Origin of the sequence: Hyphomicrobium sp. 2TAF46, assembly GCF_052114865.1 — a bacterium.
Lineage (GTDB): Bacteria > Pseudomonadota > Alphaproteobacteria > Rhizobiales > Hyphomicrobiaceae > Hyphomicrobium_B.
The window spans coordinates 198,775-212,042 of record NZ_JBFRFO010000005.1; the positions used below are offsets into that span (position 1 = coordinate 198,775).

Genomic DNA, 13,268 nt, shown 5'->3' on the forward strand with positions numbered 1-13,268 from the left:
AGGTATCCGTGAATCCTAGCGCCGGCCGCGCCTTTGTTCGCGCGGCCGTGCGCTGGATAAGTCCCCTGCATCGCTGGATTGGCGTGGCCGCTTCACTTCTTTGTGTGATGTGGTTCACGTCGGGTCTCGTGATGATGTACGTGCCCTTCCCGAAGTGGTCCGACGCAGACCGTCTCGCAGCATTGGCGCCGCTTGACAGCTCGCTCATCGCAGTGCCGCCCGAGAAGGCGCTGGCGACGGCCGCGCTGCCGACGCAGCCGAACGTATTTCGCCTCGAGATGTGGGGCCGCGAACCGGTTTACCGCATCGCGACTTATTCGAGTGCCACTGCCATTTCGGCGCTCGATGGGCGCCCGATCAGCCACGTCGGTATCGATGATGCGCGGGCACGGCTTGCCGAGATTTTCTCGGATCAGGATCCGCGTCTACTAGAGAGAGTAGATCGCGATCAGTGGACGGTCTCATCGACGTTCGATGTCCACCGGCCTCTTTATCTTTTTTCGCTTAACGATGACGCCGGGACGCGGATTTACATTTCCTCCCGCACCGGTGAGGTCGTTCAAAAGACAACCGCCACGGCGCGCTTCTGGAACTACCTAGGTGCGATCCCGCACTGGATCTACTTCACCTCCATTCGGTCTGACGGCGGCATCTGGCGACAGGTCGTCCTCTGGACCTCGGCGCCCGTGATCTTTCTTGCGATCAGCGGACTGTGGCTCGGCGTCTCTCGCATGCGTCGGCGAACGAACGTGAAAGATTTATCTCCATTCAGCGGGTGGATGCGGTGGCATCATCTTTCAGGCCTGATCGGCGGCATCTTCCTGACGACATGGATCACGACCGGGTGGCTGTCGGTCAATCCCTTCGGCCTCTTCAGCAATCTGCCGCCGCTGTTCTTCAATATTCCGAGCTATTACTCGGACCGGCCGGCGCCTTTCTCAATACCGGTTGAACAGCTCCGCAGTCTCGCTACAGAGAACAAGGCAAAAGAGATCTCGTTCAGTTGGCTGGCGAACGAGCCGCTCATGGTTGTGAACGATGGCAGCACGCGCACGACCATCAACGGAAAAGACGGCGCACCTTACATCTTAAGTGACGACGCGGCGCGCCACGCAGCGCAAAGGCTGCTTCCGGACAGCCGCATCGTTTTGCAAAATCGTCTGACGCGAGAGGACGTCTATTGGTATTCCCATCGGATCGAGCGTCAGCTGCCGGTCATCCGGATAGGTTTCGACGATCCGGGTGCCACGTGGGTTCATCTCGATCCCGCAAACGGAGCGGTTCTGTCCGTTCAAGACCACGAGCAACGGACGTACCGCTGGATCTTCAACCTCTTGCACGACGCGGATTTGCCGTTCCTGCTGCGCAACCGTCCATTGTGGGACCTCGTGATGTGGGTCCTGCTGCTCTCCGGCCTCGCGATCTCGGTCACCGGGTTGGTCCAAGGCTGCAAACTCGTCCTCAGAAAAATGGGCGCTGCGCGCTGATGACATCGAGTTAAAAAACGCCGAAAAAGGGCTGATTCTTCAGCCTGTTTTAAATGTTATTCCGTATGGTCGAAGCTTCAAAAAAAACAAAAGCATTCGGCTCGGATGAGCACTTCTTGATTGTCTTTTCGCTATCGCCGCGTCAGCTTTATTCTGCTGACAACGCGAATTAGTAACAAAAAGCTAGGAATAAAATACGTTAGAGTGCCTTCGCCATCCATTTCCGATTTTCTTTCATGGTGCAACGCGCAGGAAAGCGGTACTTTGCCGTAAGGCCATTAAACGCATCCCGATTTATTTTGTCGTGCTCTTTAAATGCCGGGCCTCATACTTTTGTTCAAATCGAATTAGTCGACAGGACGTTTTCGTCCTCAGGATTACATCTCAATTCGCAATACCAAGTCGCCGCAATTGAATTGAATTATTGAAGCGCATTTCCTTGCTTGACGAATTAAATTCTCCGATTTTTGAAAATAGTAGCAGAATCCACATTTCCATTTTGAACGCTTTTGTTTGAACCGGAGCATTTCCGGGGAGCGAACCATGCTGCTTAATGTTGTGCGTCGCGCATCGTCTCTTTTCAATTTGCTTTTTCCGGTAGCTTTGCTCGCGATATTTGGTTGGTTCACCTATTTGAAGGTTGAGCTGACGCCACAGGGAGAAGCCGCACTCGGTACCGCTCCGCTGATCGCAATTGCGGAAACCATCGACACGCTGACGCCGGCGAAAAAGTCCGTGCCGCCGCTCCAAAAGGCCTCGAATCGCTCAGGCGACAATTCGATAATTTCAGTCGGCGATACCCTGCAGCTCGCATTTTATGAACGGCTGATCAGCGAAGAAGACAAATGGGCGGCACGGAGCTTCTCCAATCGTCCGGCGGTAAGCTTTCAACAGCGGACCGAGCTTTCCGGCGACTACGACGTGCGCGAGGACGGCGTTGTCGTCCTGCCCCTGCTCGGCGCTTTTCCGGTCGCGGGCCGATCGGTATCTCAATTTGAGGACGATGCGAAAATCGCGTTCGAGCAGATGATCGGACGCTTTGCCTTTATGAGCGTCACGGTCAACCGCCGGCCGGTTTATATTGTCGGCCCCGTTAGGAGGCCCGGGTTTTACAAATTCACCGAGGGGATGACGGTCCTGCACCTCGTGGCCATGGCAGGCGGCTTCGATAGCCCCGCGGTCGATCTCGGACACATGCTCCAGGCCGTACACGAAGCCGAGCAAAAGCAGAAATCGAACGATCGGCTGAAGCGGCTGTGGGCCAAGCTCAATGTGCTGACTGCCGAGCGCGACGGCGCCGCCGCCTTTCCATCGCGCGAGCTGCTTCAGATTTCCAGTCCAGGTGAAGCGAAGGAGCTGATCGCGTCGGAAGTCTTACAGCGGGCGCTGATGTTGCGCAACAGCCAGGCTCAGGACAAGGCCATGGCAGCCTCTGTTCAATCCATACGCAATGAATTGCAGAGCCAGAAAGACCGGAACGAGCAGGTGCAATCGGGCATTTCAGTCCGCACCGCGCGCGTCGACAGTTTGAACAGGCTGGCGGATACGATTGGCAGGCCGATCCGCGCTGAGGCGGAAGCCGAGTTGAGCGATACGAAGGCGCGGCTGCACGAATCAACAGTCGCTATGCATGAAACCGAAACCAAATTGGCGCAGCTCGAAAAAGATCAGGTCACACTTCAAAATCAGACCAAACTCGAACTGCAGCAGCAGATCGCGGAACTGCAGTCGCAGATCGCCGAAGCCTCGAGCACGACATCGGCGAGTGCCGGCGCGCTCGACGCGATGCGAACCGCCATAGTCGCCAACGACGACAGCGGCGACACCTCGACACAATATCAGATCGTACGCGGATCTCGCACTGACCGGAAAACCCTCAGTGTTTCCGGAACCGAATCCATCAATCCCGGAGATCTGGTGCGTGTCGTTATTTCGTCGGAAGCCAAACGGCCGATGTGATCACAGAGCCTGTTCTTTATTCACTGCGGGAGAAGTCCTTTGCGTACCTGCGTTTCGCCGGCCTTCAATGAAGGCGCACACAGATTTGCCGAGTGTAAGGTCGATTTTCCAAAGGTCAGCGTCGTCATGCCGACTCTGAACGAAGCGAAAAATCTGCCGATCGTTTTTGCCAAGATGCCGGCGTGGATCCACGAGATTGTCGTCGTGGATGGCCGCTCCACCGATGATACGCGCGAGACCGCGCGCTCGTTACATCACGCCGTTCGCATCGTCGAGGAGCCGCAAAAAGGTAAGGGCGCAGCCCTGCGCGCAGGCTTCCAAGCCGCGACGGGTGATATTGTTGTCTCGATCGACGCCGACGGCTCGATGAACCCGCAAGAAATAATCCTGTTCGTCGCGGCGCTGATGTCCGGCGCCGGCTTCGCCAAGGGTTCGAGATTTCTCCAAGGCGGCGGCACTGAGGATATGTCGATTGTCCGCATGCTCGGAAATTGGGGGCTGACCCACATCGTCCGCGTGCTCTTCGGCTCAGGCTTTTCAGACCTCTGCTACGGCTACAATGCATTCTGGAAGCGGCATCTGCCCCTCTTCAATGTCGCGTGCGACGGCTTCGAAATCGAGACGGCCTTGAACCTCAGTGCCCTGCGTTCAGGCGTTAAAATTATCGAGGTGCCGTCCTTCGAGACAAATCGGGTCTACGGGCAAAGCAATCTCAATGCGGTCACTGATGGATGCCGGGTCCTTTGGACGATCTGCAAGGAGATATTCCGGCACCAGACCTACGACGCGGTCGACAGTGTCGGCGGTTCTCATTCGCAAATAGCCGGATGACGATGGGAGGCACGGACGGTGTCATGCGCATTCTGATGGCCGCTGCACGCTATTTTCCCTTCGCGGGGGGAACGGAAACGCACATTCACGAAGTGGGGCGTCGCCTCGTCGAGCGCGGCCATGTCGTATCGATCTTGACGGCGAACCCCGGTGGACAATTGCCGGAATATGAGAAAATCGCCGGCATCGACGTGATCCGCGTGCGCAGCTGGCCGGCGGGGCGCGACTGGCATCTCGCGCCTGGATTGAAACGCGCGATGACGAACCTGCGCCCCGACATCGTCCACGTCCAAGGCTATCACACTTTCTTCGCTCCGGTTGCAATGTGGTCAGCCGCACGTAGCGGCATCCCCTTTGTGTTGTCCTTCCACAGCGGGGGACATTCATCGCCGCTGCGGAATAGCATTCGCAAAATTCAGGCCGCGGCCTTGGGCCCCCTGGTCCGTCAAGCCGAGCTTTGCATCGCCGTCTCGCAATTCGAAGTCTCTCACTTCGCGAGTGCGATGGGCGTGCCGGCGGAGCGCTTTCGGGTTCTGCCAAACGGCGCCAATCTAAAGGCCGAACTGACGAACGGCGATAGATCCGAAGATGAAAATCTCATCCTCTCGGTTGGCCGGCTCGAGCGCTACAAGGGCCACCACAGAGCCATTGACGCCATGCCGCGCCTTCTACGGCTGCGCCCCGATGTGCGATTGCAGATTGTTGGTTCCGGGCCATACGAGCCTGCATTGCGCGCGCGCATTGCTCGCCGCGGTCTCGCGGACCGTGTCAGCATAAGATCGATTCCGCCCTCGAATCGCGGCGACATGGCGGCGCTGATGGCGGAGGCTCGCCTGTTCGTCCTTTTCAGCAACTACGAGGCACACCCGGTCGCCGTTCTCGAAGCGCTCTCGCTCAACAAGACGGTCGTCGTCACTTCGACATCGGGACTTAAGGAAATTGCCGATCGTGGTCTCGCGCGCGCAGTGCCGCTCGATGCCCGCGCTGCCGTCATTGCGGCGGCGATGCACGAAGCGATTTCGGCGCAGAAGCCCGCGGCTGCCGTCAAGCTCACAACGTGGGACGAGTGTGCGGCAGAACTCGAGGCCGTGTATCGGCGCGTTCTCGCTGAACGCTCGACCTACGCGCCGATGTCGCTCTCATGTGAGGCGCGATGACCTCGTTTCTCCAAAGAGCGGCGGACATCGCCCGGCCTTTGTTTGCGACCGGCACGGCCTACCCGCAAGAGCAGGCGGATGGCGAAAGGGCCGACTGGGGCTGGTTCCCGTCGCTGGCGCTTTGGACCGGTGTCACCATCGCGGCGGCGGCCGCCGCGGCGGAAGCCAATCGTCAGGCGTTAGATTGGGCTGCTCCGGTATTCTACGCGTCTATCGCCCTGCTCGTTTCGCCGATCGCCGGGCGGCTGGTCTGGCCTCGAACGTCACGACTGGAGCGAATTTCGCTCCTTCTTCTTGCAGCGTTGGGCCTGTTTCTCATCCGGATGATCCACGAACCGACCGCATTCGTTGATCACGACACGTTCCTGCACTGGGCGACGGCGAACGACATTATGAGGACGGGGCGTCTCTTCACGCCGAACCCGCTGCTACCGATTTCCGCTGTGTACCCGGGGCTGGAACTCGTGGCGACCGCACTCTCCGAAATGTCTGGCCTTCCCATCTTCGTGTGCGCGCAACTCCTCATGGCTATCGTGCGCCTCATCTTCGTCGTCGCCTTGTTCCTCGTCTACGAGCGCATCTCCGGCTCGTCGCGCGTGGCGTCGCTGGCGGTCACGGTCTACATGGGCGCATCAAGCTTCGTCTATTTCGACACCACGTTCTCGTATGAAAGCCTGGCGCTATTCTTTCTGGCCGTCGCCCTGCTTATCGATGTTCGAATCGAGCAAACCGATCGCTGGCTTCCTGTTGTGGCCATCGCGTTGCCTGTGTTGGCGGCGCTCGCTGTTACCCATCATCTGACGGCATTCATTGCCTCGCTGCTATTGGTGGCATTCGCCGCATTCGAGATCGCCAGCCGGAAATCTCCGCGTTCCTTCTGGCGGATCGTCACGCTGCCGGCCGCCGCGCTCCTCTTCACTGCCGGTTGGAGCGAATGGACCGGCAATCCTACTGAGGGCTATCTCGGGCCGGTTTTTGGGCAGGCCTTCGAGGAAGCGACGCGGTTGCTTTCCTTCGGAGGAGGCCGCCTCCCATTTGTTGCTGAAGACGGGACGACGGCCCCGATATGGCTGCGTGAAATTACGATCCTATCGGTGTTGCTCATCTGCTTGGGTCTCGCGACGAGCTTTTTCCGGGCGCTGGCGGTTGCCGGTGTTCCGGTGCTGTGGGCGCGCTTCCCTAAGCGACTGCCCGAATTTCTCAGATGGGACAACAATCGGCTCGTTGTCCTGACCCTCGTTACGTTCGGCTATCCATTGAGCATCATTCTGCGGATGACCCGCGCAGGCTGGGAAATCGGCAATCGCATCGGCCCTTTTGCCTTCCTCGGTGTCGGCATCGTCATTGCCATCGGGCTCGTCACGTTCTGGCAAGGATGGTCGCAAAGCCGGCTTCGCGCGAGCATCATAGGCGCGGCGCTCGCTGTCTGCGTTATTGCGGGCGTCTTCAGCGGGAGCGGGAACTACGTCCTGGGTAGCCCTGGCTTTCAGGTGGCCGCGGATTCCTCATCGATCGAACCGATGGCCATCAGCGCGGCGACGTGGACGCGGCAGTGGCTCGGGCCCCGAAACCGGTTCTTTTCGGATCGCGACAATCGCCTGTTGCTTGCGACCTACGGCGGCCAGCAGGTGATCACCACGCTCTACGATAAGTACGATCTTGGAGAAGTCGAATTTTCGGAAAGATTCGGGCCGCAGGAATTGGACGCGATTCGCCGAACGTCCTTGAACTACTTTTTGATCGACATGCGCCTAACCTGGCAATTGCCCTTGATGGGGTTTTATTTCGATCCGGGACCCGTCTACCGCAAACCGCCGGCCCCGCGCGTTCTTCAAAAATTCAATGAACTCGCCGGCGTCAACCGCGTCTTCGACAACGGCTACATGTCGATCATCAACGTCGCCGCACTGAGGGATTCGCCCGATGCGCCGTAGTCAAATCATTTGCGCAACGCTGGCGCTCGCAACGCTGGCATCGCCTCTGCTTCCCGATCTGATGCGCATCCCGGTCGCCGTGCCCATGGTTCTGTTCGTGCCGGGCTTCGTCGCAACGAAAATTGCGTTCCCCGGTCAGCCTCTCGATTTGGAGCGTCTCGCGCTCGCTGTTGGCGTCAGCCTCGCAATGACTGTTCTCTCGGGCTTTGCTCTGCATCTCGCAGCGATGTTGAACGCAACCGGCTGGTCGATTGTCATCGGCGGGATAACGCTTTTGCTCCTGCCTTTCGCGGTGTGGAGTGATCCCTCTGGACAAAAATTTCCGGCATTCGACAAGCGTCAGAAGCGCTCGTTTTGTGGTGCCGCGCTACTCGCGGTTTCTGCGCTGGTGTTGGCGGGCTATGGCTATCTCCAGCACATCGAGTTTCGCTTCACCGAACTCTGGATGGTTCCGGCGGGAGGATCGCTCTACGCAGTAGGCTTCGCCAATAAAGAACAGAAGCGAGCGTCCTACGATCTCGACATCGTCTCGAAAGACGGCGTGATCGCATCCTGGAACGGCATCGCGCTCGCAAATGGCGAGACATGGATCCGCGTCATTGATCTGCCGATCAAGACAAATCGCGAAACGGAACAACGCTTCACCGCACGCCTCCATAACCGCGCCGATCCCGTTGCAGAGATCGAAAAGGTCTGGGTATCGATTCCACCGCGCAGAATCAAATCGCCATTGCAACTCAGCGCCAACGGCGAAGCCGACAAGCGCTCGCCCGAAGATGGGGTGCGCTAATGCGGATCTTGATGCTCAGTCAGTTTTTTCCGCCGATCATCGGTGGCGAGGAGCGGCACGTCAAAGTGTTGAGCGAAGCGCTCGTGCAGAGAGGGCACGAAGTTGGCGTCGCGACTATCAAGCAAGGCGATCAGCCGGACGTTGCAGTCGAATCCGGCGTGACGATCCACCGGCTGCAAGGATCTCTGCAACGCAACGCTGGTCTGTTTTCCGAAAGTCAGCGGCGCCACGCGCCGCCATTTCCCGATCCCGAGTTGATGTTCCGGCTCAACCGCATTGTCCGCGCCGAGCAGCCCGACATCGTTCATGCACACAATTGGCTGCTTCATTCGTATCTGCCGTTGCAGCGAATTTATAAGAAGAGATTGATCGTGACGCTGCACGATTACGGCAGCGTCTGCGCCAAGAAGAACATGATCCGAGAAGGCTCCCCATGCTCCGGACCGGCCGCGGTCAAGTGCTTGCCATGCGCGGGCCAGCATTACGGTGGCGTGAAGGGCGCGGTGACATGGCTGACGAACTCATCTTTGGGACGCATGGGTCTTGGCCAAGTCGACGCTTTCATAGCCGTCAGCCAAGCTGTCGCGACCCGGTGCGGACTTGATCCTCGGTTCGATCAGTTCGAGATCATCCCGACATTTCTTGCCGACGACGTCGGAGAGTTGGCCGACGGACACAGCGAACGCCTAGATTTACTGCCGAAATCGGACTTCCTGCTGTTCGTCGGCGATTTGATGCGCCTCAAAGGCGTTCACACACTGCTCGAAGCCTATCGCCAGCTGGGGGACGCGCCGCCTTTGGTGCTAATAGGCCGCCACTGCAAAGACACGCCCGCCGATTGGCCAAAAAACGTAACGGTTCTGAACAGCTGGCCACACGCCGCCGTTCTGCACGCATGGAATCGCTGCCTGTTCGGAATTGTACCGTCGGAAGGTCTCGAAACCTGCGGCACCGTGGTGATGGAGGCAAACGCCTTCGGCAAACCCGTCGTCGCTTGCCGCACCGGCGGTCTTTCCGAGACTGTTCTCGATGGCAAGACGGGCATTCTCGTGCCGCCGGGCGATGTCGAGGCGTTGCGCCGCGCGCTGCTGACAATGCTCCAAGATCACGGCCTGCGAGCGAGAATGGGCGCGGCGAGTCGCATACACGCCGGCGCCTACATGACCAAAGCCGTCGTTCCCCGGATCGAGCGAATTTACGAAAGCAGCGCGTCGACGTCAGCAGCAGGGAGGCGTCGGTGAAGATCTGCGTTGTTGTCGGCAAAACCTGTACGCGAGAGTGGCACCGGATGTTGGTGGCGCGGCTACTCGAAGACGGCCACGACGTGACGCTGTTCGTGTCTGAGGTCGGTGCTTCGCTTCCGGCAGCTCTGTCCATGACGCTCGCATTCGAGCGGCTCGTCTACGGCATTGCCGGGAAATCGCTTATTGCTTCAATTGGCGCCGATGCGGGTGAACTCGGGGCGCTTACGCGTGCGCAGGAAAAGTCCGGATTATTCGACGTCGTCGTGCGTCTCGATGGAGGCGAAACGAAAACGCCAAAGGGACAGCGCGTCATCCGTCCGCTGTTCAATGGCGTTCCGTCGGAAGCCGGCACACTGGATGCCGCGCTGGACGAAAGGGAACTCGCGATTGCCGTCGAGGATCTCGCGCATCCCGATGCAAAATCTGAAACGTATGCTGTCGAAACCGAGCTGCCGGCGATTCTCAGCAAGACTTTGAATAACGCCTGCGGCCGCATGATCGATCTTTTGGCCTGGGAATGCGAGAGCACACCGTTGCGGCCGGACGGTGCTCTGACCTCGGATTTCGAACGAGGCAATCGAGCCGGAACATCGCTGGCGCGGCCCCTAGTGTCGCATGCAGTCACCACATTGAGCAGTAGGTTGGTGCGGCGCTTGGATACGCTCGCCCGTGGCGGCGATCGATGGGCAATTGCCTGGCGCAACGCAGGCCGAACGCCTTTCGATCCCAGCGGCGGCGTAACGACTATTGCCTACAAACGTATCGCCGATGACGCGCGGCGGTTTCTCGCTGATCCATTTCCCGTCATTGCTGACGACCATGCTTGGATCTTCTGCGAGGAATATCCGTACGCGACGGGTAAGGGCATCATTTCGGTGATCGATCTAGGCGATCCGAAGATGCCGGTGCGACCGGTCATCGAGGAACCGCATCACTTGTCCTACCCGATGATATTCGCCGACAGTGGGCAGTGGTGGATGATTCCGGAAGCTGGCGCGAGCAACCAGATTTGCCTATATCGCTGCGACACCTTTCCTCACAAATGGGTCCGCGAGTCTGTTCTCATCGAGAACGTTGCGGCTTCCGACCCGACGCTCTATCGCGATAAGCGCGGATATTGGCTGTTCTTCACCTCCTGCGCCGGAAGCGGATCGCCGTCCGATCGCCTTTGTCTCTTTCATTCGCCCTCGTTGCGCGGCCCCTGGGCGCCGTGCGGAGCGCAACCGCTCGCGATTGATCCTAAAACCTCGCGACCGGCCGGACACATCATCAATGCGCGCGGCACGCTATATCGGCCCGCTCAGGATTGCATGCGGCGATACGGCGGCGCGATCGTCTGGAGCCGCTTCACCCTGCCGGCCGATCACCGGTTCGCGCAGGTTCAAGTTGGAACGCTGCGCCCACGCGAGGGCCGGACGCTTCTGGGCGGCCATACTTACAACCGCAGCGGATCCATCGAAACGGTCGACATATTCGGCGCGCCGTGCAGCGATCTGGTCGAGTTCGTCTACGAAACCAATGGCGCCGCGACCGGCGCAGCAACCCAAGTCATCGAACGCTGTAAGGAGCAGACATATGTCTCCAACTAAAGGCGTCTCGGCGATCATTTGCGTCCACTCGAGCCAGCGATGGCAGGCGATACTCGAAGCCGTTCGCTCGGTCCGCCAGCAAACCGAGCCAGTGATGGAGATTATTGTCGTCGTCGATCACAATCCCATCCTGCAAGCGCGGCTCGAAGCGGCGCTGCCGGACGTGAGGATCATTCCTAATGTCGAAGAACGAGGACTTTCCGGCGCACGCAATACCGGCATCTCTAACGCGAATGGCGCGCTGCTGCTTTTCCTCGATGATGATGCCACGCTCGAAGTCGACTGGGTTCGGAAGATCTCGGAGCATTTCCGGCACGGACATATTCTTGGCGTCACAAGCCGCATCGTACCGTCTTGGGAAGGTGCTCGCCCGTCGTGGTTTCCTGACGAATTCCTCTGGGTGGTCGGCTGCACATATCGAGGCATGAAGCCAGGGTGCGTCCGAAACCTCATCGGTGCGTCGATGTGCATAGCGAGGGCAGTGTTCGATGCGGTCGGCGGTTTCCACCACAGTCTCGGCCGTGCGGCGACCGGCCTGCCGATGGGCTGTGAAGAAACCGAACTCTGCATTCGCGCCGGCAGGGCGTTTCCGGATGGCGAGTTTAGATTCGATGACGCGCCTTGGACAGCGCACCGGGTCGGCGGCGAAAGGCTGACATGGCGTTATTTCCTGCGCCGCTGCTTCGCCGAAGGATCGTCGAAGGCGGTGCTCGCCGCACTTGCAACGTCGGCGCACGCCCTCGCCGACGAGCGACGTTACACATTGCGGACATTGCCGCGCGGTGTACTTCGAGGTTTGGGCGATGCCCTCCGTGGCGACGTCACCGGAATTCTCCGGGCGATGGCGATTGTAAGCGGTTTTACGGCCACCGCCCTCGGCTACCTGTCTGGAAAGCAGGCGCTGCGAGGCCGCCCGCCCGTCTCGAAGCTCGGCCCGCTCGGATCCGAGAGAGCGCCATGACCAGCTATATTCGGCATTATTCCAATCGCATCGGCTCGGGCCTCGTCTTTCATCGCCTCCTTCTGGCCAACGCCGGCTTTTTGACCGTAGCCGCAGCCGCGAGTGCACTGCTCGGATTTGTCTTCTGGCTATGGACAGCTCGCAGCCTTCCTCCCGAGCAGCAGGGATTGGCATCGGCAACGGTCTCTACGATGAACATGCTCGCCTTCCTGGGCGAATTCGGCTTCGGCACGCTTCTGATGGGACGCCTCAAAGCCGACGAAGGTTCACGCGGACTGCTGACGGCCGCGATCGTGTGCAGTTTCGCCAGCAGCTTGGCGGCAGCGCTGCTTTTCGTTTTCTTCAGTAGTGACCTGTCGCCAAAGCTACGCGACATCGTTCAGGATCATCGAACTCTTTTTATCGTCGGTGTTGTCACGACGGCCGTCGCAATGACCGCCGACGGCGCCGCGATCGGTCTCCTTGCCAGCTGGGCGAGAATGCTCCGCGAGATCGTATTCTCTGTCCTCCGGCTGCTCATTCTCCTGTCTGTTTTTGAGTATTCGGGCATCCCGCAACCAGCCACCGTCGTCGCGGTATGGATCGCTGCGCTTTTCACATCGTTATCGTGCACGTTCGGCGTTTATGCCTTTCGTCAGCGCAATGCGCTTGTCCACCCCGACTTCCCAGAACTTGGAAGTTTCACCGGCGATATTCTCGGGCATCACGCACTGAACCTCGGCGCACTGGGCCCGTCGATCGCGCTTCCCTTTCTTGTGACCGAGGTTCTCTCACCAACCGTGAACGCGGTGTTCTACATTACGTGGATGTTGTTGCAGGCAGCCATGCTGGTTCCCTCGGCGGTGGCCACGGCGCTGTTCGCAATCTCATCGGCCGATCCCGAAGCGGCGATCTCCCGCCTTCGCTTTTCTTTGCAAATTTCAACCCTGTTTGGAGTTCTCGCCGGCATTGGATGCTACATCTTTCTGCAGCCCATGCTTGGCTTCTTCAATGCGGCCTACCCAGCCATAGCAGGATCGAGTCTTGATTGGCTCGGGTTCAGTCTGCTGCCAATTATGATCAAGTTTCACTACATCGCAGTTATGCGCCTGCAGCGCCGTATGCTGACGGCAGCACTTTTGGTCGGAGCCGGCGCCCTGCTCGAACTCGCTGCGGCCGTAATTGGCGGTACGCAGGACGGCCTTTCCGGACTGGCGAGCCTCTGGATGACGGCAATCATTTTGCAAGCTTGCGTGCAACTGCCGACCATTCTCGGAGCCGCGCGCTGGAGCTTGCGTCAGCAAGCACCGGCAACGCAGACGTGAGAACGAGGTGGC

10 protein-coding genes are annotated in these 13,268 nt (G+C 59.1%); all 10 read left to right on the forward strand.

The features are described 5' to 3' along the window. Positions 1–8 precede the first annotated feature (8 nt). The 10 genes from AB4Z24_RS12355 to AB4Z24_RS12400 all read left to right on the forward strand — a co-directional run bounded on the left by AB4Z24_RS12355 (position 9) and on the right by AB4Z24_RS12400 (position 13,256). Positions 9–1,487, forward strand: a complete 1,479-nt coding sequence (locus tag AB4Z24_RS12355; RefSeq protein ID WP_441708488.1) for a PepSY domain-containing protein — start codon at positions 9–11, stop codon at positions 1,485–1,487. Between the two features lie 543 nt (positions 1,488–2,030). Beyond that, positions 2,031–3,446: an SLBB domain-containing protein gene (locus AB4Z24_RS12360; protein WP_441708490.1), complete on the forward strand. Its 1,416-nt coding sequence runs from the start codon at positions 2,031–2,033 to the stop codon at positions 3,444–3,446. Between the two features lie 39 nt (positions 3,447–3,485). Then, on the forward strand, positions 3,486–4,277 hold the full coding sequence (locus AB4Z24_RS12365) for a glycosyltransferase family 2 protein (protein WP_441708491.1): 792 nt from the start codon (positions 3,486–3,488) through the stop codon (positions 4,275–4,277). After that, a complete protein-coding gene (locus AB4Z24_RS12370) occupies positions 4,274–5,434 on the forward strand; it encodes a glycosyltransferase family 4 protein (protein WP_441708493.1) in 1,161 nt (386 codons plus the stop codon). The genes AB4Z24_RS12365 and AB4Z24_RS12370 overlap by 4 nt, the downstream gene beginning before the upstream one ends. After that, positions 5,431–7,368 carry a hypothetical protein gene (locus AB4Z24_RS12375; RefSeq protein ID WP_441708495.1) on the forward strand — a complete coding sequence of 646 codons (1,938 nt, stop codon included), beginning with the start codon at positions 5,431–5,433 and terminating at the stop codon, positions 7,366–7,368. The genes AB4Z24_RS12370 and AB4Z24_RS12375 overlap by 4 nt, the downstream gene beginning before the upstream one ends. After that, positions 7,358–8,158: a hypothetical protein gene (locus AB4Z24_RS12380; RefSeq protein ID WP_441708497.1), complete on the forward strand. Its 801-nt coding sequence runs from the start codon at positions 7,358–7,360 to the stop codon at positions 8,156–8,158. Before AB4Z24_RS12375 ends, AB4Z24_RS12380 begins: the two co-directional genes overlap by 11 nt. After that, positions 8,158–9,399 (forward strand): glycosyltransferase family 4 protein, encoded by a 1,242-nt coding sequence (locus AB4Z24_RS12385; protein ID WP_441708499.1) that lies wholly within the window; start codon positions 8,158–8,160, stop codon positions 9,397–9,399. The genes AB4Z24_RS12380 and AB4Z24_RS12385 overlap by 1 nt, the downstream gene beginning before the upstream one ends. Continuing rightward, entirely contained in the window at positions 9,396–10,991 is a 1,596-nt protein-coding gene (locus AB4Z24_RS12390; RefSeq protein WP_441708501.1) for a glucosamine inositolphosphorylceramide transferase family protein, read from the forward strand. Before AB4Z24_RS12385 ends, AB4Z24_RS12390 begins: the two co-directional genes overlap by 4 nt. Continuing rightward, a complete protein-coding gene (locus AB4Z24_RS12395; protein WP_441708502.1) occupies positions 10,978–11,952 on the forward strand; it encodes a glycosyltransferase family 2 protein in 975 nt (324 codons plus the stop codon). Before AB4Z24_RS12390 ends, AB4Z24_RS12395 begins: the two co-directional genes overlap by 14 nt. Further along, positions 11,949–13,256 (forward strand): lipopolysaccharide biosynthesis protein, encoded by a 1,308-nt coding sequence (locus AB4Z24_RS12400; RefSeq protein WP_441708504.1) that lies wholly within the window; start codon positions 11,949–11,951, stop codon positions 13,254–13,256. The genes AB4Z24_RS12395 and AB4Z24_RS12400 overlap by 4 nt, the downstream gene beginning before the upstream one ends. The last annotated feature ends 12 nt before the right edge of the window (positions 13,257–13,268 follow it).